Source organism: Ruminococcoides intestinale (assembly GCF_040095935.1).
Classification (GTDB): domain Bacteria; phylum Bacillota; class Clostridia; order Oscillospirales; family Acutalibacteraceae; genus Ruminococcoides; species Ruminococcoides intestinale.
This window is the reverse complement of the sequence record NZ_JBBMFQ010000007.1, coordinates 44,184-67,137: the sequence shown is the minus strand read 5'-3', so window position 1 is coordinate 67,137 and position 22,954 is coordinate 44,184. Positions and strand designations below refer to the sequence as shown.

At 41.1% G+C, this 22,954-nt stretch carries 22 protein-coding genes, 1 tRNA gene and 1 pseudogene; 11 read left to right on the top strand and 13 right to left on the bottom strand.

The window, feature by feature from the left end:
* The 8 genes from WMO31_RS10245 to alr form a co-directional block, all read right to left on the bottom strand.
* Positions 1-1,619, bottom strand: a 1,619-nt coding sequence (locus WMO31_RS10245) for a hypothetical protein (RefSeq protein WP_367999648.1), incomplete at its 3' end; no start/stop codon positions are given.
* 154 nt (positions 1,620-1,773) lie between these two features.
* Positions 1,774-2,787 carry a UDP-glucose 4-epimerase GalE gene (galE, locus tag WMO31_RS10240; protein ID WP_367999647.1) on the bottom strand — a complete coding sequence of 338 codons (1,014 nt, stop codon included), beginning with the start codon at positions 2,785-2,787 and terminating at the stop codon, positions 1,774-1,776.
* Positions 2,788-2,809: 22 nt separating this feature from the next.
* Entirely contained in the window at positions 2,810-3,328 is a 519-nt protein-coding gene (locus WMO31_RS10235; RefSeq protein WP_021883199.1) for a peptidylprolyl isomerase, read from the bottom strand.
* Positions 3,329-3,414: 86 nt separating this feature from the next.
* A complete protein-coding gene (gene tsaD / locus WMO31_RS10230) occupies positions 3,415-4,425 on the bottom strand; it encodes a tRNA (adenosine(37)-N6)-threonylcarbamoyltransferase complex transferase subunit TsaD (protein WP_015523408.1) in 1,011 nt (336 codons plus the stop codon).
* Between the two features lie 77 nt (positions 4,426-4,502).
* Positions 4,503-4,937: a ribosomal protein S18-alanine N-acetyltransferase gene (rimI, locus tag WMO31_RS10225; RefSeq protein ID WP_303807675.1), complete on the bottom strand. Its 435-nt coding sequence runs from the start codon at positions 4,935-4,937 to the stop codon at positions 4,503-4,505.
* Entirely contained in the window at positions 4,927-5,364 is a 438-nt protein-coding gene (locus WMO31_RS10220) for an arsenate reductase/protein-tyrosine-phosphatase family protein (RefSeq protein WP_303807676.1), read from the bottom strand. Before WMO31_RS10220 ends, rimI begins: the two co-directional genes overlap by 11 nt.
* Complete coding sequence (polA, locus tag WMO31_RS10215; RefSeq protein ID WP_367999646.1) at positions 5,348-7,912, bottom strand: DNA polymerase I; 2,565 nt, start codon at positions 7,910-7,912, stop codon at positions 5,348-5,350. The genes WMO31_RS10220 and polA overlap by 17 nt, the downstream gene beginning before the upstream one ends.
* Complete coding sequence (gene alr / locus WMO31_RS10210) at positions 7,909-9,087, bottom strand: alanine racemase (protein WP_046433361.1); 1,179 nt, start codon at positions 9,085-9,087, stop codon at positions 7,909-7,911. The genes polA and alr overlap by 4 nt, the downstream gene beginning before the upstream one ends.
* 271 nt (positions 9,088-9,358) lie before the next feature.
* Here alr and putP point away from each other — a divergent pair, with 271 nt between their 5' ends.
* The 4 genes from putP to WMO31_RS10190 all read left to right on the top strand — a co-directional run bounded on the left by putP (position 9,359) and on the right by WMO31_RS10190 (position 12,302).
* Positions 9,359-10,924, top strand: a complete 1,566-nt coding sequence (gene putP / locus WMO31_RS10205; protein ID WP_367999645.1) for a sodium/proline symporter PutP — start codon at positions 9,359-9,361, stop codon at positions 10,922-10,924.
* 177 nt (positions 10,925-11,101) lie between these two features.
* Positions 11,102-11,680, top strand: coding sequence for a xanthine phosphoribosyltransferase (locus tag WMO31_RS10200; protein WP_117911791.1), 579 nt, complete (start codon positions 11,102-11,104; stop codon positions 11,678-11,680).
* Positions 11,681-11,752: 72 nt separating this feature from the next.
* Positions 11,753-12,181: a four helix bundle protein gene (locus tag WMO31_RS10195; RefSeq protein WP_417135931.1), complete on the top strand. Its 429-nt coding sequence runs from the start codon at positions 11,753-11,755 to the stop codon at positions 12,179-12,181.
* Between the two features lie 36 nt (positions 12,182-12,217).
* Positions 12,218-12,302, top strand: a tRNA-Leu gene (locus tag WMO31_RS10190).
* 401 nt (positions 12,303-12,703) lie between these two features.
* Here WMO31_RS10190 and WMO31_RS10185 read toward each other — a convergent pair.
* From WMO31_RS10185 to WMO31_RS10175, 3 genes and pseudogenes are all read right to left on the bottom strand, one after another.
* Complete coding sequence (locus WMO31_RS10185) at positions 12,704-12,892, bottom strand: helix-turn-helix domain-containing protein (protein WP_242956395.1); 189 nt, start codon at positions 12,890-12,892, stop codon at positions 12,704-12,706.
* Positions 12,893-13,342: 450 nt separating this feature from the next.
* Positions 13,343-13,546: pseudogene (locus tag WMO31_RS10180) on the bottom strand (aspartate aminotransferase family protein); the annotation flags it as partial.
* Between the two features lie 261 nt (positions 13,547-13,807).
* Positions 13,808-14,614 (bottom strand): hypothetical protein, encoded by an 807-nt coding sequence (locus tag WMO31_RS10175; protein ID WP_367999644.1) that lies wholly within the window; start codon positions 14,612-14,614, stop codon positions 13,808-13,810.
* A gap of 313 nt (positions 14,615-14,927) precedes the next feature.
* Between WMO31_RS10175 and WMO31_RS10170 the strand changes: the two genes are divergently transcribed.
* The 5 genes from WMO31_RS10170 (at position 14,928) to WMO31_RS10150 (ending at position 19,847) form a co-directional block, all read left to right on the top strand.
* Positions 14,928-15,581, top strand: a complete 654-nt coding sequence (locus tag WMO31_RS10170; protein WP_118099666.1) for a response regulator transcription factor — start codon at positions 14,928-14,930, stop codon at positions 15,579-15,581.
* A 17-nt stretch (positions 15,582-15,598) separates the two neighbouring features.
* Positions 15,599-17,038 carry a sensor histidine kinase gene (locus WMO31_RS10165; protein WP_367999643.1) on the top strand — a complete coding sequence of 480 codons (1,440 nt, stop codon included), beginning with the start codon at positions 15,599-15,601 and terminating at the stop codon, positions 17,036-17,038.
* Complete coding sequence (locus WMO31_RS10160; RefSeq protein WP_195230301.1) at positions 17,025-17,816, top strand: hypothetical protein; 792 nt, start codon at positions 17,025-17,027, stop codon at positions 17,814-17,816. The genes WMO31_RS10165 and WMO31_RS10160 overlap by 14 nt, the downstream gene beginning before the upstream one ends.
* Positions 17,817-17,901: 85 nt before the next feature.
* The gene (locus WMO31_RS10155; RefSeq protein ID WP_195230300.1) at positions 17,902-18,906 is read left to right on the top strand and encodes a lipid II:glycine glycyltransferase FemX; all 1,005 of its coding nucleotides are present in this window, start codon (positions 17,902-17,904) and stop codon (positions 18,904-18,906) included.
* 89 nt (positions 18,907-18,995) lie between these two features.
* Complete coding sequence (locus WMO31_RS10150; RefSeq protein WP_195230286.1) at positions 18,996-19,847, top strand: PHP domain-containing protein; 852 nt, start codon at positions 18,996-18,998, stop codon at positions 19,845-19,847.
* 136 nt (positions 19,848-19,983) lie between these two features.
* Here WMO31_RS10150 and nadC read toward each other — a convergent pair whose 3' ends face one another.
* Both nadC and WMO31_RS10140 read right to left on the bottom strand, forming a co-directional pair.
* Positions 19,984-20,823 (bottom strand): carboxylating nicotinate-nucleotide diphosphorylase, encoded by an 840-nt coding sequence (nadC, locus tag WMO31_RS10145; RefSeq protein ID WP_195230284.1) that lies wholly within the window; start codon positions 20,821-20,823, stop codon positions 19,984-19,986.
* Positions 20,823-22,289, bottom strand: a complete 1,467-nt coding sequence (locus WMO31_RS10140) for an L-aspartate oxidase (protein ID WP_015523377.1) — start codon at positions 22,287-22,289, stop codon at positions 20,823-20,825. The genes nadC and WMO31_RS10140 overlap by 1 nt, the downstream gene beginning before the upstream one ends.
* Before the next feature lie 138 nt (positions 22,290-22,427).
* On the opposite strand from WMO31_RS10140, the gene WMO31_RS10135 reads away from it, so the two are divergent.
* Positions 22,428-22,613, top strand: a complete 186-nt coding sequence (locus WMO31_RS10135; RefSeq protein WP_117931134.1) for a DUF4250 domain-containing protein — start codon at positions 22,428-22,430, stop codon at positions 22,611-22,613.
* 84 nt (positions 22,614-22,697) lie between these two features.
* Positions 22,698-22,880 carry a hypothetical protein gene (locus tag WMO31_RS10130; protein WP_015523375.1) on the top strand — a complete coding sequence of 61 codons (183 nt, stop codon included), beginning with the start codon at positions 22,698-22,700 and terminating at the stop codon, positions 22,878-22,880.
* The last annotated feature ends 74 nt before the right edge of the window (positions 22,881-22,954 follow it).

Here is a 22,954-nt window from a genome sequence, read left to right as displayed (position 1 = left end):
AGCTGATAGTTTTTACCGGCAGGAACAGCAGAGAATGTCTTTGTGAATACGCTGCCGTCAGCTGTCATAACATTTTCAGGAGCTGCAGCAGGTGTACCAACCCATTCATAACCTGTAAGATTTGTTGTACCGGCAACTACATATGTAGTATCGGCAGCAGGAGCTGTTGTAGGCTCTTCTGAAGCGTCGGGATCTGTTACAGTATTATTAGCTACAACATACTTATCAAATACTTCCTGGTCAACGATTGACTTGTCAGCAACTGAAACTTCTTCATCGCCGATTTCCATGTCTGTTGCAGGATCAACCTTTGAAAGACGAAGTACCTGTACATCAAGATTAACAGTAGTTGCTGTAGCCTCAGGATCAATTACTTCAAACTCAGCAGAAGCAAATACGATTTCCTTTGATGTTGTGTCATAAAGGCTGAGTGTATTACCGTTAGCTTTAATTACACCCGGAAGAGAATTCCAAACATAACTACCAATCTTTGGATATTCAAATGATTTAGCTCTGGTTGTGTTAGCTGTTGGCTTGAGTACATTTGCATCGTAGTTCATATCCCACTGGAAGTCCAACATGTCCTTATCCTTAGACTGGAACATATATGTAACCTTTACAGTCTTCTTATCTGCGCTGAGAGTAACCTGCTTCTCAGGGAAGAGGTTTGAAGTAGCTGTAACTGTGAGACCCTTTGCAGGAGCTGCAGTTGTAGGCTCTACTGTTGTGGGCTCTGCTACTGTTGTAGGCTCTGCTACTGTTGTGGGCTCTGCTGTTGTAGGCTCTACTGTTGTAGGCTCTGCTACTGTTGTAGGCTCTGCATCAGTAACGATGTCAACCTTACCCTTTGCACCCTGCTTTGTAGCATAGTTAAAGTTTGAAAGGTCAAGTGTAAGAACGATGTCATAACCGTCTTCGTAACCAGCTGCATCTGTATCAATGATCATGTTCTGACCGTTGTATGTAAGGTCAAACCACTCATTGAGAGGAGCTGTGCCCTGCTCAGGAAGGCCCCAGTTATCTGCCCATGAACCGTTGGCAGCAAACTTGAACTGATAGTTCTCATAAGCGTCAAGGCTCTCAAACTTAATCTGGTAAACCTTTGAACCCTCAGATGTTTCTGTCATGTAGTTAGCTTCAGCATCTACCTTCCAGTCCTTACCGTTGAGCCATGCATCTTCACCGTTACCAACGACTGTAATGTGGTCAACAACAAGTTCTTTCGGAATTACAACACCTTCACCTGTTGCAGTGATTTCATTTGTTGTAGGGTTGTAAGTTACTGTTACATCACATTCCTTTGTAACATTGAATGTGAAGTTGTCATTGCCGGTATCGCCTACACCAATCCACTCTGTATCGTTTTTAACGATCTTGAACTGGTAGCCGTTGCCGACTGCTACGTTGGTAAATACTTTTTCGTAGTTACCATCGCCGTTTTCTGTCATTACATTATCTCCGCAAGTTGCTTCAGTCTCAGCCCACTTGTAACCTGTGAGTTCTTCAGAACCGGATACGAAATATGAATCGCCGGCAGCAGAAACGCTCACTACAGTTGCAACGAGTGATGTCACAACAAGCATCATAGACAGTAAAAGGCTAAGTGCTTTTTTGAACATTTTCTTTTCCTCCTTATGTGATAATGCTTCTATAAGCAGTTTAATTATACAACAATCAACCACCAAAAGTCAATGCTAAAAACTCTTGCTGACTGATTATTTGACAAAATATTGTTTTTTTGTAGGAATGCACAAATAAAATATCATTTATTTGTTATTTGTAACCATTCACATTGTGAGATTGCCAGTTCCAGCTGTCACGGCACATATCCTCAAGACTTTTCTCGGCAATCCATCCAAGTATTTTTTTGGCTTTTGTTGCGTCGGCAAAGCATTCTGCAATGTCGCCTGCTCGGCGTGGCTTTATAACATAAGGAATTTCAATCGAATTTGCCTTTTCAAAAGCCTTTACAATATCAAGAACGCTGTAGCCCACACCTGTTCCGAGATTAAAAATCTCGGTTCCCTTGTGCTCTGCGGAATATTCAATAGCCTTTACATGACCTTTTGCAAGGTCAACAACATGGATATAGTCACGCACACCCGTGCCGTCATGCGTAGGGTAATCGTTGCCGAAAACACCGAGACACTTGAGTCTGCCGGCGGCAACCTGTGTTATGTACGGCATAAGGTTATTCGGGATTCCGTTAGGATCTTCACCGATTCTGCCGCTTTCGTGAGCGCCGATCGGGTTAAAGTAACGAAGAAGAACAACAGACATATCGGGATTTGCGTTTGCGGTGTCTGTGAGAATTTGTTCCATCATAAACTTTGTCCAGCCATACGGATTTGTAGGAGAACCCTTTGGCATTGTTTCAACAAGCGGAACAGTTTCCGGAGTACCGTAAACCGTGGCACTTGAGCTGAAAATAAAGTTATTTACACCGTGTTTTTTCATTGCTTCAAGCAAAGTGAGCGTTGAATCAATGTTGTTACGGTAATATTCAACAGGCTTCTCACAGCTTTCACCTACTGCTTTAAGACCTGCAAAGTGAATTACCGCATCAATCTTATTCTCAGAAAAAATCTTTTCAACGGCATCTCTGTTACATACATCGGCCTCATAGAGCGGAATTTTTCTGCCTGTCAGCTCTTCAACTCTTTCAACCGCTACGGGACAACTGTTTGAAAAATTATCTGCAATTACAACATCGTGACCTGCGTTGATGAGTTCAACACAAGTGTGCGAGCCGATATATCCGGCGCCGCCTGCAAGCAAAACATTCATTTTAAAATTCCTTTCTTAACTATCAGCATTTTTCAGGCTCGGGATAGTCAACACCAAAGGTTTCGGCTGTAACCTTTGCCATAATCTGAGGATCAAGAGGCTTGTCGGAATAGTCTGTGTCACACTCTGCGATTTCATTGACAACATCCATACCCTCAATTACCTTGCCGAAAGCGGCATACTGACCGTCAAGGTGCGGAGCGTTTTTGTGCATAATGAAGAACTGCGAGCCTGCTGAGTCGGGCATCATTGAACGAGCCATTGAAAGAACACCCTCTGTATGCTTGAGATTGTTTTCAAAGCCGTTCACGGCAAATTCGCCCTTGATTGAATATCCGGGACCGCCCATACCCGTGCCTTCGGGGCAACCGCCCTGAATCATGAAACCGTAGATTACACGGTGAAATGTAAGACCGTCATAGTAACCCTTGTTTACAAGGCTGAGAAAATTATTTACAGTATTCGGAGCAATTTCGGGATAAAGCTCCGCCTTGATTGTTTTTCCGTTTTCCATTTCAAAAGTAACAATAGGATTGCTCATTTTAAATCGTCCTTTCGGTTTATTAACACTATTTTAGTATATTCTTGATAAAATAGCAAGTGTTTTAGTGATTATTTGCGAATAAATCAGCCTTTTTCAATGCTCATTGTAGCAAAAGCATTGAGGTCTGTTCCTGCAATATTTCCGCTGAGAAACTCGTAATATCCCTGTGAACCGACCATGGCGGCATTATCACCGCAAAGAGATTTTTCGGGCATATACATTTCCCAATCACGCTTTTTACACTCTTCTGCAAGGGTTCTTCTGAGAAGTGAATTTGCCGAAACACCGCCTGCGATTACAAGCTTTTTCTGTCCCAGGTCTTCAGCCGCCTTGATAAAGTTTGTAACAAGGCAATCGACAACGGCATAGCGGAATGATGCACAGACATCGGCTTTGTTAAGCTCAACACCCTTTTGTGCCGAATTGTGGATGAGGTTGATTACGGCTGTTTTAAGTCCCGAAAAGCTGAAATCATACGGTGCATCGTGAACTGCGGGACGAGGGAGCTTGAATGCAAACGGATTGCCGTTTTCCGCAACTCTGTCCATTTCAATTCCGCCCGGATACGGCATTCCCATTGTCCTTGCAGCTTTGTCAAAAGCCTCGCCTGCGGCATCATCACGGGTTTTGCCGATAATTTTCATCTTTGTGTAGTCCTCAACCATAACAATATGGCTGTGACCGCCCGACACAACAAGGCAAAGGAACGGCGGTTTTAATTCTTTGTTTGAAATATAATTTGATGCAATGTGTGAACGCAGATGGTGAACAGGAACAAGCGGGATTCCTGTTGCAAGTGAAAGTCCTTTTGCAAAATTCACTCCCACAAGCAACGCTCCGATAAGTCCGGGGGCATATGTAACACCGATTGCGTCAATGTCGGAAAGCCTGCAGTCTGCATCTTCAAGAGCCTGTCTTACAACAGGAACAATTGCCTCTGCGTGACGGCGTGATGCGATTTCGGGAACAACTCCGCCGTAAAGCTTGTGTTCCTCAACCTGAGAAGCAACCACAGAGGAGATTATGTTTCTGCCGTCCTCAACAACCGCTGCCGCAGTTTCGTCACAGGACGATTCTATTGCGAGTATCTTCATAATTTTCCTTTCACTACGAAACATTTATGATGAAGTTCCGTAATATCATTAATATAATGTTTTATTACATATATATGTCAAAAACAGCGTGTCATTAAAACAGCGTTTTCGGTTGGAGATGAGTAGTAATTTTTCCTCTCTCCCACCTTGATGAATCCGAATTTTTCATAGAGAGAACGGGCATTCCCGTTACTTTCACGAACCTCAAGAGTGAGAAAGCAAAGGTTATTTTTCTTGGCATAGGTCACAAGCGTTTCAACAAGCGCCGAACCTATTCCCCGATTTCTGTGTGTACCGTCAACGGCAACATTAAAAATGTAACCCTCATCAACAATAACGCTCATTCCTATATATCCGACAACGGCATTATCTTCCGTTGCGGTAAAAAACAGCGAGGTTTCGTTGTTCAGTTCTTCTTCAAGGCTGTTAAACGACCACGGATGCGAAAAGCACTGCTGTTCAAGCTGTGCAACCGCCTCAAGCTGATTTTCGGTCATTCTGTCAATTTTCATACGCTTTTAATATTTCCTTTACAGAATTAACAATTTCATCACGGCAATGTCTGTACACATCAATGTCGCCGCCGTAGGGATCGCTTATACCGAGCACGGCGATTTTTTCGGGCTGTACAAGAAAAAACTGCATCAACATTTTTGCGTGACTTTGCGACATACAGTAAAACTTTTCGTATTTTTCAATGTCGGCATCAGCCACGGCTGTTGAAGCTTTGCCCGAAAGGTCAATTCCGATTTCCTTACAGGCAATCACGGAATTTTCCGACACGGGAAGTCCCGTTGAGGTCGCAATGCCAAAGCTTTCCGCCCTGACGCAAACGCCGTTTTTCTCTGCCATATCATTAAAAATTGCCTCTGCCATGGGACTGCGACAGGTGTTGCCCGTGCAAACAAAGGCAATCGTTCTGTTATCCTTTTGCATCATACCAAGTCCTTCCGATTGCCGCATCGGCTGTGAGCGGAACGCTCATTTTAACTGTGTTTTCCATTTCTTCCTGAACGATGAGTGCAACTCTCATGCTCTCATCCTGCGGAGCTTCGACAATAAGTTCGTCGTGAACCTGCAACACAAGCCTTGCACGGAGATTTTCGGCTTTCATTCGCTCGTCAACCTTAATCATTGCAATTTTGATAATGTCTGCGGCTGTGCCTTGAATAGGCATATTTCTTGCAACTCTTTCACCGAATGCACGGATCATATGCTTGCTCGAGGTGAGTTCGGGAAGATTTCTTCTTCTGCCGAACATCGTTTCAACATAGCCGTCAGCGTTCGCCTTTTCGACAACATTTTTCATATAGCTGTCAACACCGCTGTAATGGGCAAGATAGCTTTCAATGTAGTGCTTTGCCTCTTTATTTGAAACACCGATATCCTTTGCAAGTGAAAATGCGCCGATTCCGTAAACAATACCGAAGTTAACAGCCTTTGCACGGCTTCTCATAATCGGAGTTACCATATCAAGCGGCATATTGAACACCTGTGACGCTGTGATTGCGTGGATATCTTCGTTATCCTTGAACGCTTTAATCATATTTTTGTCACCCGAAATATGGGCAAGCACACGGAGTTCAATCTGCGAATAGTCGGCGTCAACAAGCGCCCAGCCCTCTCTTGCACAGAAAAACTTTCTCATCTCTCTGCCAAGCTCGGTTCTTACGGGGATATTCTGGAGATTCGGCTCTGTTGAGCTGATTCTGCCTGTTCTTGTTTCGGTCTGATTGAAATTTGAATGGATTCTGCCATCATCTGCAATGACCTTTAAAAGTCCCTCGCAGTAGGTTGAATTCAGCTTTGAAAGCGTTCTGTATCTCAGCACCATTTCAACAACGGGATGTTCATACCTCAGGCTTTCAAGCACCTCTGCATTTGTGCTGTAACCGCTCTTCGTTTTCTTTTTGCAAGGGAGTCCGAGATTTTCAAATAAAACTACGCCAAGCTGTTTGGGAGAATTGATGTTAAACTCACAGCCCGCACTTTCGTAAATTGCGGTTTCAAGCTCCTTAATCTGTGCAGAAAGCATTTCGCCGTAGCTTTCAATGCCCTGTCGGTCAACACAGACACCGATATTTTCCATTCTTGCAAGCACCTTTGCAAGCGGAATTTCAATTTCACTTAACAACTTTTCCTGACCGTGAGCTTTGATTTTATCTCCGAGTTTTTCGCACAATTCTGCGTAACAGGCAAATGCCTCGTATTTTTCATTCTGCTCATCAGTGCAGACAGGCAGAGCGATTTCGTAAGAGGCACAAAGATTTTTGTCCGAATAATCCTTTGACGACGGTTCAATCAGATATGCCGCAAGCTCAATATCAAACACAATATTTTCAACATCAATATTTTTCTCATCGGCATAAGCATAGAGCGTTTTGATGTTTCTTGTGTACTTTTCAAGTTCACTGTCGGCAATAAACTTAACAAAAAGTTCTTCATCCGTGCTTATATACACCTTGCCGTCAAAAAGTACGGCAAAGGATTTTAATTCTTTATTCTCTGTTTCAAAGTTGAGATAGAGCTTTTTCTCTGACTTAACATTTTTTAAAAGTTCATTTTCGTCAAAATCAGACACAACCTCAAGCGAATTTTTCTCAACCTTTTCGGGCTTTGCATTTTTGTCAGCCTTGATGCCGTATTTTTTTATTAAAGAAAACAGTTCAAGTTTTGCCATAAATCCGGCACATTCATCGGCATCTTTCATATCTACAACATAATTTTCGACATTTGTGTCAACAGGAGCGTTGCAGTTTATTTCACCGAGCATACGGCTGAGAATTGCATTTTCCTTTGACGCAGTCAGCTTTTTACGCACACCGTCCTTGATTTCAAGTTCATCAAGATGGTCATAGATATACTCAACCGTGTGATATCTCTGAATGAGGTCGCCTGCACCCTTTGGTCCTATTCCCGCAACTCCGGGAATATTATCCGAAGTATCGCCCTGAATCGCCTTGATTTCTATAAGCTCCTTTGGAGTTACACCGTAAGTTTCAAGAATCTTTTCGGGGGTATAGAGTATATCCTGTTTGTTTGAGCAAAGATGAACGCTTGTTTTGTCCGACACAAGCTGAAGGCTGTCACGATCACCTGTTGCAATAACGCACTCGTTTCCGTTTCCTTCACAAGCCTTGGCGAGCGTACCGAGAATATCGTCAGCCTCAAAGCCCTCACAGGTAACAAGCCTGTAGCCTAAAAGGGTAAGAAGCTTTTTCAGCGGTTCCATTTGTGACGCAAGCTCCTCCGGCATACCCTTTCGTGTTGCCTTGTAGCCTGCATAGGCCTTGTGTCTGAAGGTCGGTGTTTTCAGGTCAAAGGCAATCGCCACGGCATCGGGATTTTCTTCATTTTTAATTTTGTACAGCATTGTAAGAAATCCGTAAATTGCGTTTGTAAACTGACCGTCCTTTGTAGTAAGCGGTCTTATTCCGTAAAACGCACGGTTTACAATACTGTTTCCGTCAACAGCAAGTAATCTCATAATTTATACATCACATTCTCAATTTTTCCGTCTTTAATGTAAATTCTCGGAACACGCTTTCCGACAAGACAAACGGTTTCGTAGTTTATAGTTCCTGTATTTTCGGCAAGTGAATCTGCAGTAGGCTCACCGTTTTCGCCTGTACCGAATACGACAACCTCGTCACCTGTCTTGACATCTTCAATATCGGTAACATCAAGCATTGTCTGATCCATACATATTCTGCCCACAATTTTCGCTTTCTTTCCGTTTACCATCATATAGCCGTCTTTTGCATTCTGTCTGATGAATCCGTCAGCGTATCCGATAGGAACGGTTGCAATTTTCATCTTTCTGTCGGCTGTAAAAGTTCTGCCGTAGGAAATTGTTGCACCCTTTTGAACCTCTTTTACAAAAGCGACAACTGTTTTAAGAGTCATTGCAGGAACAAGGTCAAGTCTGTCGGCAAGCTTTGATGACGGAGCAAGTCCGTAGAGGATAATACCTGCTCTTACCATATCGCAACAGGTTTCGGGGTAATCTTCAATTGCACCGCTGTTTGAGCAATGAACAACGCTGATATCAACGCCTCGCTTTTTAAGGCTGTCACGCACATGAATAAAGTTTTCATACTGCTTGTTTGTGAACTCTCTGCCCTCGGCATCTTCATCAGACACACAAAAATGAGTAAAAAGCCCCTCAACCTCAAGATTCGGAAGGCAACAAGCCTCACAAATTTCTTCAATAGAATATTCATCCCGTGGAAATTCCTGACACATAAAGCCGATTCTTGACATTCCCGAGTCAACCTTGATGTGCATTTTGCAGATACAATCCTCTTCAACACATTTTTCAGAAAGCTCTTTTGCATACTCAAGTGAAAAAACAGCCTGAGAAATATCATATTCAGCAAGATTTTCAGCCTCTGAAACGGGAGTGTAGCCAAGAATCACAATAGGGAGTTTTGAACCGCTCTTTCTGATTTCTATACCCTCGTCAATATTTGAAACAGCAAAAAAATCCGCTCCGAGTTTTTCATAAACCTGTGAAAGCTCAACTGCACCGTGGCCGTAGCCGTCAGCCTTTATAACACAACAGACCTTTGTATCGTCTGCAACCTTATTTCTTATTACATTATAGTTATGCTCAATTGCATTAAGTGAAATTTCAGCCCAAGTTCTTTTTACCATATTCATTTCTATCTCTCCACATACCTTTTACAGTCAATTTGCAATCAATGTAATTATAATACTTTTGATTCTTCAAATCAACACAAAATCCCCCTTTAAATGCATATAAAAGTTATTTTATTCGTAATTATGTGCAAAATGTTACTCCTGAATTTTTGCAAATGCACAAATTATCTGCATAAAAGTCCTAAATACTGCAATTCACTTGATTTATTTATTCATTTTTGGTAGAATTAAAAGGTATTTGATTTATAAATTTAATTTCAGGAGGGGCATAATGACAACAAACAACATAATAGTTCTTTGTGCATTTATAGCTTATATGATTATTATGATCGTAATAGGCTTTGTTTGCTCAAAGGGCAACAAGAACAATGAGGACTATTTTCTCGGTGGCAGAAACCTCGGCAGTTGGACAGCCGCAATGTCGGCACAGGCATCTGATATGAGCGGTTGGCTTTTGATGGGACTTCCGGGCGCTGTATACCTTGCCGGTACAGGCGAGGCATGGATTGCCGTAGGACTTCTTATCGGCACAATTCTCAACTGGTACATTGTTTCGGCAAGACTTCGTAAATACACCATTGTGGCAGGCAACTCGCTCACTATTCCGAGCTTTTTCAAAAATCGCTACCGTGACCATAAAAACATAATCAAGATTGTTTCGGCTTCAATCATAGCAGTTTTCTTCACGGTTTACACAGCGTCGGCATTCAGTTCGGGCGCAAAGCTTTTTGCTACGCTCTTCTCGGACAGCGCAAGCGGTGACGAAAACTACAATCGGGTTTATGTTATCGGTCTTATCGTTGCCGCAGTAGTAATTCTTGTATATACATTTATGGGCGGTTTCAAGGCAGTTTGTACAACCGACCTCATTCAGGGACTTATGATGATTGTTGCAATCCTTACCGTTCCGGTGCTTGCATATGCAATTCTCACATTTGACACAAGCTTCAGTTCTGCACTTGCTGCAAAAGGTGTTGAACAGCCTGCTCAGTTCCTTAACTTCTTTGTAAACGGTGACGGAACTCCTGTTTCGGCTGTTTCGATTATTTCAAACCTTGCGTGGGGACTCGGTTACTTCGGTATGCCGCATATTCTCGTCAGATTCATGGCTGTAAAGAGCAATGAAGAAATCAAGAAGTCAAGAAAAATTGCTGTTGTTTGGGTAATTATTTCACTTACTGCGTCATGCCTTATCGGTCTTATCGCAAGAGGCTACCTTACAGCACAGCTTGACGATGCAACAAGCGAATCTGTATTCATCAGAACAATCCAGCAGCTTTTCTCAGGCAACGGCGTGCTTATCTTTATCGGCGGTATTTTCCTTTGCGGAATCCTTGCCGCAATTATGTCAACAGCAGACAGTCAGCTTCTCGTCACTGCGTCGGCTGTTTCGGAGGATCTTTACAAAGGTGCTGTTAAAAAGAATGCAAGCGAAAAGAGCTCGCTTTTGGTCGGCAAAATTGCAGTTGCAGTTGTTGCTATAATCGCATTCTTCATTGCACTTAATCCTAAATCAAGCATTATGGGACTTGTTTCGGATGCATGGGCAGGATTCGGTTCGGCGTTCGGACCTGTTGTTCTGCTGGCGCTTTTCTGGAAACGCTCAACACTTTCGGGTGCAATCAGCGGCATGGCAACAGGTGCTCTGACAGTTATCATATGGGACTATATTCCAATTGTAAACGGTCAGACGCTTTATGCGGCAACAAATCTTTATTCACTTGTTGTAGGCTTCGGACTTGCACTTATTGTGAATGTTATTGTTTCTCTTCTTTCAAAAAAGCCGTCAAAAGAAATCATGGACGAATTTGATTCAATTAAAAATATTGAAGTATAAACCGCAGGGGCAGTCGCTTTATCACGACTGCCTTTTTTGTGTCTGAATTTAATATTTTCCGAAAATAAGAAAAATAAGGCATGGAATATCACAAAAATCAATTGAAATGTGCAAATATTTGTAGTATAATCTATCGTATTGTTTGTTACTATTTTATTTTTCAGAAAAGAGATTGATATGAAACTTTTAGAAGACAGAATTCTTAAAGACGGACATATTGGTGCCGACAATGTGTTAAAGGTTGACAGCTTTCTCAATCATCAGATTGATGTCAGTTTTGTATGTGAGCTTGGCAAGGAATTTTACAGGCTTTTCAAGGATGAAAACATAACAAAAATTCTGACAATCGAAGCATCGGGAATCGGCATTGCCTGTCTTGCGGCTCAGTATTTTGGTGTTCCGGTTGTTTTTGCAAAAAAGACAAAGACAATCAATATTTATTCCGATACATACAACGCAACCGTCCACTCATACACTCATAAAAAGGACTATGACATAGTTGTTTCTAAGGAATTTTTGAGTAAAGAAGACAATGTGCTTATCATTGACGATTTTCTTGCAAAGGGCAGCGCCTTAACGGCACTTCTTATGCTGATTGAAAAAGCAGGCGCAAAAACAGCAGGTGCGGGAATTGTTATCGAAAAAGCTTATCAGGGCGGCGGTAACCTCGTTCGTGATATGGGCATAAGAGTTGAATCTTTGGCAAAAATCAAGTCAATCAGTAAAAAAGACGGCATCGTGTTCTGCAAGCAGTAATAATATACTGCTTGCTTATACTTGACTTTTGCTGATATTTATAGTATTATCTAACGGTAGGTCTTGCAGAAATTGAAAATTGAAAATGGAAAGTGGAAAATTTTTAATTTTCTGTTCTCTGCAATAATCGCAATTTTGATATACACGAATATTATGGATAATGTTATAGAAAACAAAAGTTTTCAGTTTGCAATAAGAATTGTACGATTATATAAATTTTTGTGTGAAGAGAAAAAAGAATACATTCTGTCCAAACAGTTACTTCGTGCAGGCACAAGTATCGGTGCTAATGTCACCGAATCCCAACAGGCACAAAGCAAGCCTGATTTTGTATCAAAAATAAGCATAGCCCTAAAAGAAGCATCCGAAACAAAATATTGGATAAAATTGTTGGGTGCTACAGAATATTTGTCTGAAAATCAAACAAAATCTATTTTAGATGATTGTGTTGAAATTGAAAAAATTTTGGTTACTATACTAAAGTCAGCAAAGAACCAATAATTTTCCATTTTCAATTTTCAACTTTCAATTTAATAAGCGGGTGTGGCGGAATTGGCAGACGCGCTAGATTTAGGTTCTAGTGTCAACCGATGTGCAGGTTCAAGTCCTGTCACCCGCACCAAAGAAAAGGGTAGGTAATATTGTATTACCTACCCTTTTTCTTTATGAAACAAAATTAGGACAGGACTTGAAGGCGACCGTAAAAAAACAGTCCGGTGGACTGTTTTTAGGGAGAGCGTTGATGATAATTTAGCTATGCACGAGCCACATTGGCGAGGTTGAAACTTTGATTTATCACAAAATATGTCACCCGCACCAAAGAAGAATCGATACTTTTTGTATCGGTTCTTTTTTACTTATGCTAACTCTGACTGATAGTAACTGATACTAATTGATATCAATTAGTATCAGTTACTCAAATAAATACAGCTACAACAAACACATAAAAAATCCCCCGACAGCGGTTTCCGTTAGGCTGTCGGGGGATTTTCAGTATTAACATCGTGACGGTGACGGAGGCGGTCAAAGCACATCACGAACTTCAAATGCTAATATAATTTTGAATCGTTCTTCAAAGGTTTTGAGGTTATTGCCGAGAATCTTTTTGATTTTTGCAAGCTGATAATTTATGGTGTTGCGGTGAACAAAGGTTTCCTGAGCAACCCTCTGAACACTTCCGTCATACTTTAGGTAAAGTCTTAAAAAACTCATATAATCCGTGCCGTTGTCACGGTCATACACTTCAAGCTTTTTGAGATTTTCGTTATAGATACTTTCAAGCAACGAAATATCGTCAACCGCAAGAATCAGCTTTTTAACTTCAAGTCGGTCATAGAACATAGGCGTCATATCTGTACGGACGGCAAGCCTTAACATTCTTAAAACAATCTGGTATGTTTTCGGGAGTGATTTCAGCTTGTTATTTGTTTTGCTCACTACCACATACAGCTTGTTGACGCTTATATACCTCTCCTTTTCCGACTGAATTTTTTCGGCTAAGCTTTCAATTTCGTCATCGGAAAAGTCATTGAGGACATAGAACATCATGTTGTCCACCTTAAAACCGCCCCAGTGCTTTTTGTAGGAATAAATTGTTCGTTCAAATGCCGATTCAAGCTTTCTTGAAGAAATATGGTCAGCCATATCAGCTTTCACGCCGATGATTGCATCACCGATTGCTTTATTTCTGTAACCGAGATTGAGGTTTACAAGCTGTGATGACATATCTGTATATCTGTTACCGTCAAAATCGTAAAAGTAAATTCCGTCTGCCTTTGCAACGGGAATCGGATTGAGATTACCCTGCTTGCTCCATGACTGGAGGACATATTTCTTATGGTTTTCAACAATTTTCTCAGGTGTCATAATAATTTCCCCTTTTTAAGATACCAAAAAAGATAAACAGAAAAGGAGCCTCCTTTTCAGAAGCTCCTTTGCTTTGCGTCTTTTTTGTTTATGCCATTATTATATCATCAAAATATGGTTATGCAATATTTTTCGGCACAATATTCTTTGTGCTAAAGCACAATGTTTTCGGAGATATTTCTTGAATTTATGACCTTTTCGTCATTTTACATACAAATTTCGTAAAATATCCACTTCTTGTTTGTATGCTGTAATTAACAATTACTCGTTTTCCTTTTTCTTTGTTGTGCCAAGGCTGAGTATAATTCCGGAAATGATAATCATTACAAAACCTGCGGCACACGGAATTACGTCACCGTAAATCATATTGAAACCGCTTTCTGTCGCAGCTTGTCCGCTGATGATTGTATATTCACCTGACGGCATACTGCTGAGTGAATATGTTGTGCCGTCGATTGTAACATTGAAATTTTCCGAACGAATCATTTCGTCTGTAATACCTGCGCTTTTAAGACCGTTATCGCCAAGGTTCATATTTGTGCTTACAACTTCGCCGTTCTTAACGATGATTGTATCACCCTTGCAGCTTTTTGCAATATCAGCACCGATAACAGCCGAATAGTCGCTTGTATTTGTATCAATAATAACAATGCCGCCCTCTGTTCTTGCAACGCAAGCCATGAGGTTATACACACCGTCCTCGCCCTCAACGGCTGTCGGCTCTGAAATGCTCTTGACCTTCATACCCTTGAGGTTAGCCTTGAACTGCTTTGTTGTTTCGTCATCAAGGAAATTTGTGCCGACCTTTTTATCGTCTGACGATGCGATAATCTTGCCGTCAGCGTCTGTCATAACAAATGAATTGATGCCGAGGTTCTTTACAAGTGCGGCATTTGTTTCAGCCGAAGTATTTTCCGTAACAACACTTGCAATTACATTTGCCTTTTCAAAAAGTGAGTTCATAAACTCAAATTTAGTGTAGTTATAGTTATCGCTGTATTCTGTAAGCTGAGCCTTTGCGTCATCAAGATATGTCTGATTTGAGCTTTCTGTTTTTGTTGAAAGCAAATTGCAAACTACCGAAACGCAAACCATAACAACAGCACAATAACTGCCGTTACAACTGCAACGCCTTTTTTTACCGATTTAGAATTACCCATTGTAATCTTCCTTTCAAAATGTTTTGCTTGCATAAAATAATACCATTATTAGACTTTGTTTTCAAGCACGGTTCGTGAAATAATTAACAGCTGCACATAATTTGACAATATTCTGCATTAACCGATTTTTGGATACAGCTCTGCAAAAAAAGAATAATTTGAAAAAAATGATACATCTATGATACAATGGCAATATAAACTGTGTCTTGGAGGTGGGGTTGTTGGCTGACATATTGATTGTTGAGGACGAAAAGAATATTTCAAATCTTATTGAAATGGCTCTTTCTCGGCACGGGCACAAAACCGATTGTGTGTTTGACGGCGAAAGCTGTGCCGATGTTCTGGAGAAAAAGCACTTTGACCTTATTCTGCTTGATGTTATGTTGCCGAAAATCAGCGGTTTTGAGCTTATGGACTACATCAAAGGCTTTGACACACCCGTAATTTTCATTACTGCAAAATCAGATATATCGGACAGGGTTTACGGGCTTAACCTGGGGGCTGACGATTACATAACAAAACCGTTTAACATTTCGGAACTTCAGGCAAGAGTCGATGCGATACTACGAAGATACAACAAGGCAAAAACAAAACTCAGCTTTAAAGACATAGTAATTGACACAAATTCAAGAATAGTCACCAAAAACGGAGTACAAATTGACCTTACATTAAAGGAATACGAAATACTTCTGCTTTTTGTACGCAACAAAAACATTGCCCTTTACCGTGAAATGATTTACGAAAGGGTATGGAATGAACCGTATATGGGTGATACAAGAACCGTAGATCTGCATATTCAGCGGTTAAGAAAAAAGCTTGATTTAAAAGACAACATTCAGTCTGTGTATAAAGTCGGTTACCGTCTTGTTGAATAAGCGGAGGGAAAGCCCTAATGAAATTTTCGTGGAAAATATTTTTTATTACCTTTCTTATTATAATTACTTCCTTCGGTGTGGGAGGTTTTCTCCTCATCAACACCGTTTTTACAAACACGCTGAACAACCGCATTGACTCAGCCAAAAAGAACAACAATTACATCACAACGGCACTTTCGGTATATGCAGACAACAATCTGCCCACCTACGGAAACTTGGAATATCTGCGCGTTTCGGCAATCGGATTTGCAAAACAAATTGCAGGCAATTCGGATTCTAAAATCAAAATCGGTTCAATAAACGAGCTCAGCTTTTCGGCAGAAAATGAATTTGTCTACGGTATGTCGGTAAACTCCAGAAAAAGCAGAATCGTTACTGAAAACAAAAAATACTATATTCAGACAATAAGCAAAATTCAGCTTGTAAGCGAAAGCTGTTATATTGAAACTGTTGACGATATAACAAGCGTGTACAGCGACCGTGATATGTACTGCACAATTTATCAGTTCATTCTCATAGGCGTTGCGTTGTTTGCATCAATTCTGCTTGTAATCTTCTCAAAGCTTTTGACAAGACCGCTTGTTAAGTTAAAGGATGCGTCAAAGGAAGTTGCCGAGGGCAACTTTAATATGAGAGTAAAGGAAAGCCACGGCATTACATCCTCAACCGAAATAACCGAGCTTTCGCAGAGCTTTAACACCATGGCAGATTATGTTGAAGACTACATTGAACAGCTAAAGCTTGCGACACAGAATCGTGACAACTTTATTGCGGATTTTACCCATGAGTTAAAAACTCCGCTGACCTCTGTTATCGGCTATGCGGATATGCTCCGTTCCTACGAAATGGAGCCTGAACAACGCAGAGAATGTGCCGACCTTATTTACAAAGAGGGCAGTCGGCTTGAAGCACTTTCGCTCAATCTGCTAAACCTTATAGTTTTGAAAAATGATGAAATCAAAGCCGTAAACATCAGAACGGACATAATTGCCGATGACATTAAAAAGTCTGTTCTCTTTATTTTGAAAAAATACGGCGTAAAGCTCAAATTAAATGTTGAAAAAGCAGAAGTCAACGCAGAGCCGTCACTCTTGAAAACGCTCTTGTACAACCTGATTGACAATGCCTGTAAAGCGAGTGAGAGCGGAAAGCCTGTTACACTCACGGGATATGTTGACAGCGACAGATACCGTTTTTGCGTTACCGACAGCGGTTGCGGAATTGCGGAAGATGACCTTGCCAAAATTACCGAACCGTTTTATATGGTTGACAAATCCCGTTCAAGGAGTATGGGCGGAGCCGGACTCGGGCTTTCAATCTGCAATGAAATTGCAAAGCTTCACGGCTCAACTCTTGAAATTGTCAGTGAAGTCGGCAAGGGTACGGACATCAGCTTTACGGTAAGTCTTGCCGATAATTCTACGGAAAGTGAGGGCTTTGAAGATGAAGAAATTTAACCTTAAAAAATCCGCAAAATATATCATCTGCACTTTGCTCACCTTGACCGTAGTCGCAACCGTTGTGTTTCTCCCCCGCTTTTATTATTCGGTAACGGACAATCGGGGTTCTGTCGGAAACACAGCCGAAACATTTAAACTTACCGCCGATATAACCACTTTGAGCGGCGGAGAATTTTTGAAACTCATTTCAAGCGAAGATACCGTTTGGGTTCTTCAAAACAATGCTCCGAAAACAGAAACTGTAATCAGCTATGCAAAAAAAGCGTTAAGCAATCTTGCAAATTCGCTTAAAGACACAAAATTATTTTCCAATATTGCAGGCTACATTCGGCCGTTTTTTACACTTGACAGCTGCAGCGGTTACAAACTTACAATGCGCGGAACACTTGACGGTAATGTAATTGTTTCGTCCGATTTTATGTTTGTAACATGCAACTATGCCAAAGAGGGCGCACAATACGGACTAAACATAACAATGCTGTTTGATATGGAAACTTTCACAATTTATGAGCTTAACATTGATACAACCTACCTGACGGACAGCGTTACCGGGAGTGAAATTTCTATTCCGTATGAACAGGAGCTGTACGGAAGAACCGAATACAGCGACAGTTATAGACAGGAGCTGTACGATGCACTCATAAAATACTGGGGTGTCAGTTCCGATTCAATAACGGTTAAGGCAAGTTCCGAATCTTTCAGCATCAACATCTGCCCACAGCCGTTTTTGGAATACAGCAAAATAAACAACGAACAATTTGATTATTATGGCTGATGAAACAACTATGATACATTTTTGAACAATTTCAGAAACAAGCCTTTTGTATAGTATAGATACACTTACGAAAGGCTTGTTTTTTATGGATATTAAAGAGTATGAGGAATTTTGTAAAAACAGTAAATACGGAAACTTTATGCAGTCGGCAGACTGGGCAAAGGTTAAAAAGGGTTGGATTCCCGAGTATGTTGCCGTTCGTGACGAAAACGGAAAAATCAACGGCTGTACACTTGTGCTTGTAAAGAAAATACCGATTCTCAACACGGCAATGCTTTATGCACCGAGGGGCTTTGTATGCGACACTCACGACAGTAAAACCGTCAGAAAAATATTTGAGCAGATAAAGCTGATTGCAGAAAAATATCACGCATACACACTCAAAACCGATCCGCTGATTGACGAAACCGACTTTATCTCGATTAAAAATCTTGTTGACCTCGGCTTTGTTTATCACGGTGAAAAACGAGGATATGACAACACCCAATGCAAAGAAAATTATGTGCTTGACATAAAAGATAAATCGTGTGATGAAGTTTTTGCAAATTTTAAATCAAAATGGCGGTACAACATTCGCCTTGCAATGAGGAAAGGCGTTGAGTGTAAATTCTGCGGTGAAGATGAGCTTGACGATTTTATGGAGCTTATGAAAGAAACAGGCAGGCGTGACGGCTTTGAAATCCGTTCGGAAGAATATTTCAGAAATTTTTTACAGGCATTTCACGGCAACGCAAAGCTCTGTATCACAAAGCTTGACGGAAAAGTTTTGTCGGGTGCATTGCTTGTAAATTATGCAAATGTTGCAAGCTATGTTTACGGCTGTTCATCAAACGAATACAGAAAATATATGCCGAATTATCTTATGCAATGGACGATGATTAAGTACGCAATTGAGAGCGGTTGCCATACATACGATTTTTGCGGTATTCCCTATTGGTATGACGAAACGCATAAAAACTACGGTGTCTACCGCTTTAAACAGGGATTTAACGGCAAAGTCAAAACCTATGCCGGCGAGTTTGACTATGTTTTCAGAAACGGAGTAAATCACATTGCCAACCTTGCACTGAAACTGAAAAAGCTTGTGTGAAATATTCATCTGCGTTGAATTTGCAAACCGTATATGCTAAAATGGAGTGGGTAAAATTATCCCACTCCATTTTGTATCGGGGGAATTTTATGTTCTGCGATTTGCATACACATTCAACATTTTCGGACGGCACATTTTCACCTACGGAAATCGTTTTAAAAGCCAAAGAAATCGGGCTTGACGCCGTTGCACTCTGCGACCACAACACGGTTGCAGGGCTTGACGAATTTGTTTCGGCAGGTAAAAAGTACGGCGTAACCACCGTTGCGGGGATTGAATTTTCAACCGAATACAATTCAAAGCAGCTGCACATTGTCGGTCTGTTTATCAAGAAAGAAAACTATTCAGACATAACCGAAATTATGGCTGAGTCGCAAAAATTAAAGGAGGAAAGCAACAAACTGCTCGTTAAAAATCTTGCGAAAGACGGCTATATTCTCGACTATGACGAAATCAAAAACAGCACGGTTGACGGCTTTGTAAACCGTGCAAACATCGCCGCCGCTCTTATGCAAAAGGGCTATGTTTCTTCTGTCAAAGAGGCATTTCAAACCTTGCTTATGTCGAAGTTCGGCTACTATGTTCCGCCGAAAAGGCCGTCATCTCTGTATATAATTGAAAAGCTGAAAGGTTTCGGTTCAATATCCGTTCTTGCACACCCGTTTCTCAATATGAACGAAGATGAATTGAGAGAATTTCTGCCAAAAGCAAAGATTTGCGGTCTTAACGCAACGGAGGCGTACTATTCGCTTTTTGACAAAGCCGAAACCGAGCTTGCCGAGAAAATCTGTGACGAATACGGTCTTTTGAAAAGCGGCGGAAGTGACTTCCACGGAGCAACAAAACCCGATATTTCGCTTGGAGTCGGAAAAGGAAATCTTGCGATACCGACAGAAATATACAAAAGTCTTGCTAATTGTTATCACAACTTCCGATTATAAAATCATCGTCATTATGCAATGCTCCCTGCATTTTACAAACACAACAATTTAATTTCGACTCAAACAACACAAAACAGCGATGAAGAATAATCACCGCTGTTTTTTTGTTTTGAATTTAAATTTTTTCAATTCAGGCTTATTTTATTTTAAGTGAAATATCAAAAGCCTTAACCGAATGAGTGAGCGCACCCATTGAAATGATATCGACACCGGTTTCGGCAATTTCACGAAGAGTTTCGTCCGTGATACCGCCACTTGCCTCAAGAAGTGCCTTGCCTGCCGTGATGTCAACAGCCTGTTTCATAAGCTCGGGGCTCATATTGTCGAGCATAATAACATCAACGCCTGCCTCAAGAGCCTGATTGAGTTCGTCAAGGTTTCTTACTTCAAGTTCAACCTTGGTCATATGACCGAGTTTTGATTTAAGCTTTGAAACAGCGTTGGCAATTCCGCCGCCTGCGTCAATGTGGTTATCCTTGAGCATTGCGGCATCGGAAAGATTGTAACGGTGATTTCTTCCGCCTCCAACCGTAACGGCATACTTCTGGAGCGGACGCATACCCGGGAGTGTCTTTCTTGTGTCGGCAATAGAAGCCTTTGTACCGCTGACAATTTCAACAGCCTTGTTTGTTGCGGTTGCAATACCGCTCATATGCTGAATAAGGTTGAGAGCCGTTCTCTCGCCCTTTAAAATTGTTCTTGTCTTGCCGTGAATTTCAGCAATGATTTCGCCCTTTACAAGCTTGTCGCCGTCATGCTTATAAACCTTTGTCTCAAAACCGTTTGGCTGAAGAATTTCAAACACACGGAGAGCAACCTCGATACCGCAAAGAACACCTGAACTTTTTGCAAGGAAAATTGCCGTGTTTTCCTGATTTTCGTCAATAAGGTAATCGGTTGTTGTGTCAAGATAGTTGATATCCTCAAGCAATGCGGTTTTGATAAGATTGTCTACGTAAATGCTGTTAAGTGTCATCAGTCTGTACCCTCCATAATTTCATCAAAAATGATACTTGCAACAATTGCCGCACTTCTTGCCTCAACAAGGTCGGAATTGATTTCGTACTTTTCTGCAAACAGTTCACTCATAATCTCGTGAATCTGCTTACTGCTTTCTTCATATTTTTCAGGCTTTGGAAGAACAAAATATGCGTCCTGCAAAATCTCTCTGATTTTTGAACGACAGCCGTGCGGCATAACCTTGCCCTCAACAGGGCGGTAAACAGGTTCTTCACCAAGAGTTCTTCTGCCGAATTTGTTGATTTTATCCGTAATATCAAGAGCGGCTGTTCTTGAATAAACAAGCGCCTCAAGGAGCGAGTTACTTGCAAGACGGTTTGCACCGTGAACACCTGTGTGCGAGCACTCTCCTGCGGCATACAAGCCCTCAACGGTTGTGCGTGAATGAAGGTCAACATCAATACCGCCCATAAGGTAATGCTGGCACGGAAATACAGGAATTCTGTCCTTTGTAATGTCAACGCCCTCTTCAAGGCATCTTTCATAAATCATCGGAAAACGATTTCTTACAAAATCAGCCGGCTTGTGAGTTATGTCAAGATAGAAATTCTCGCTGTTTGTCTTAATTGATTCAAGCATAACCGCATTTGAAACAACATCTCTCGGAGCAAGCTCTCCTCTGCTGTCATAATTTGAGGCAAATCTCTCGCCGTTGCAGTTGAGCAGAACCGCACCCTCACCACGAACAGCCTCACTTATAAGAAAACGCTCTCTGCCATGATCAGCCGCAAATGCTGTCGGGTGAAACTGTATTCTCGAAAGATTTTTAATTCTTGCACCAAGCATATATGCAAACGCAATGCCGTCACCCGTTGCAATTGCGGAGTTGGTTGTATACTTATAAACTCTGCCGATACCGCCTGTTGCAAGCAGACAGTAGTTACAGCCGTAGTGAAGCTTTTCACCGTTTCTCAAAATGCTTATATAAAAACCGTTCAGCACCTTGTCAATTGAATAAACAAGAGCGTTGTCACACACGGTAACATTTTTTAGCTGAGTAACCTTTGCGATAAGTCCGTCAACAATTGCCTTGCCTGTTGAATCCTTATGATGAACAATTCTGTTTCTGCTGTGACCTGCCTCAAGAGTTTTGCACATTGTGCCATCCTCGTTAAGGTCAAAATCAACACCGAGGTCTTTGATTTTAAGAACATCCGAAGGACCTTCGGTAACAAGCTTTTCAACAGCGGAAAGAGTATTTTTATACTTTCCCGCAATCAATGTATCCGTAATATGCAGCTTGTAGCTGTCGTGAACCGTATCAAGCACACACGCAACACCGCCCTGCGCAAGAGAGCTGTTTGAAAGCTGAAGTTCACGCTTTGAAACAAGAAGAATATTCACGCTTTCGGGAAAATTAAGTGCCGCATAAAGTCCGGCCGCACCTGTGCCAACGATTACAACATCAAATTTCTTATCCATTTCCAAGTTCCTTTGAAAAAAATTTATCTGTTACACACGGCATCACACAAAATACCGTTTACAAATTTGTACCTGTATATTATACTACTAATTGTAAGATTAGTAAATACAGTAAATAATTTTGAAAGGGCGATTATTATGGCTGAAAATACAATTCCGAACGATCCGATGATTCTTTTAAGCTTTGTTAATACAAAGCTTCGTGATTTCTACCCCAGCCTTGATAAAATGTGTGATGATCTCGGTTGCAGTAAAGAAGAAATTGAAAGCAAGCTTTCTGCAATTGACTGCAAATACAACGCAGAACTCAATAAATTTGTCTGACATCAAAGGAAAGTCCGTTTTATCGTACAGTTCATTTGATATGATTAACATATAGGATATCCCATATGTTAAGGAGGAAAATTTATGGGCATTTTCGATTTTGAACGATTGTTTGATTTAAACCATAACGGAACGCTTGATCCGCTTGAAAAAGGTCTTGAGTTCACCGTGATTGAGGATATTATGAATGATGACGAAGATAATGACGACTTGTTTTCGTCTGATTTAGATGATGAATTTGACACGGATTTCGACGATGATTTCTGATTTTATTCAGCAAACAATTTAATCTTCAAGCAAAAAGCGAGATGAGTTTTTCGATTGAATTCATCTCGCTTATA

Bases quoted from the DNA above. Each gene is read 5' to 3' on its own strand.
- galE (WP_367999647.1), bottom strand. From the start codon at position 2,787: ATGAATGTTTTGCTTGCAGGCGGCGCCGGATATATCGGCTCGCACACT.
- WMO31_RS10235 (WP_021883199.1), bottom strand. From the start codon at position 3,328: ATGAGCAATCCTATTGTTACTTTTGAAATGGAAAACGGAAAAACAATC.
- tsaD (WP_015523408.1), bottom strand. From the start codon at position 4,425: ATGAAGATACTCGCAATAGAATCGTCCTGTGACGAAACTGCGGCAGCG.
- rimI (WP_303807675.1), bottom strand. From the start codon at position 4,937: ATGAAAATTGACAGAATGACCGAAAATCAGCTTGAGGCGGTTGCACAG.
- WMO31_RS10220 (WP_303807676.1), bottom strand. From the start codon at position 5,364: ATGATGCAAAAGGATAACAGAACGATTGCCTTTGTTTGCACGGGCAAC.
- polA (WP_367999646.1), bottom strand. From the start codon at position 7,912: ATGAGATTACTTGCTGTTGACGGAAACAGTATTGTAAACCGTGCGTTT.
- alr (WP_046433361.1), bottom strand. From the start codon at position 9,087: ATGAATATGGTAAAAAGAACTTGGGCTGAAATTTCACTTAATGCAATT.
- putP (WP_367999645.1), top strand. From the start codon at position 9,359: ATGACAACAAACAACATAATAGTTCTTTGTGCATTTATAGCTTATATG.
- WMO31_RS10200 (WP_117911791.1), top strand. From the start codon at position 11,102: ATGAAACTTTTAGAAGACAGAATTCTTAAAGACGGACATATTGGTGCC.
- WMO31_RS10185 (WP_242956395.1), bottom strand. From the start codon at position 12,892: ATGAGTTTTTTAAGACTTTACCTAAAGTATGACGGAAGTGTTCAGAGG.
- WMO31_RS10165 (WP_367999643.1), top strand. From the start codon at position 15,599: ATGAAATTTTCGTGGAAAATATTTTTTATTACCTTTCTTATTATAATT.
- WMO31_RS10160 (WP_195230301.1), top strand. From the start codon at position 17,025: ATGAAGAAATTTAACCTTAAAAAATCCGCAAAATATATCATCTGCACT.
- WMO31_RS10155 (WP_195230300.1), top strand. From the start codon at position 17,902: ATGGATATTAAAGAGTATGAGGAATTTTGTAAAAACAGTAAATACGGA.
- WMO31_RS10150 (WP_195230286.1), top strand. From the start codon at position 18,996: ATGTTCTGCGATTTGCATACACATTCAACATTTTCGGACGGCACATTT.
- nadC (WP_195230284.1), bottom strand. From the start codon at position 20,823: ATGACACTTAACAGCATTTACGTAGACAATCTTATCAAAACCGCATTG.
- WMO31_RS10140 (WP_015523377.1), bottom strand. From the start codon at position 22,289: ATGGATAAGAAATTTGATGTTGTAATCGTTGGCACAGGTGCGGCCGGA.
- WMO31_RS10135 (WP_117931134.1), top strand. From the start codon at position 22,428: ATGGCTGAAAATACAATTCCGAACGATCCGATGATTCTTTTAAGCTTT.
- WMO31_RS10130 (WP_015523375.1), top strand. From the start codon at position 22,698: ATGGGCATTTTCGATTTTGAACGATTGTTTGATTTAAACCATAACGGA.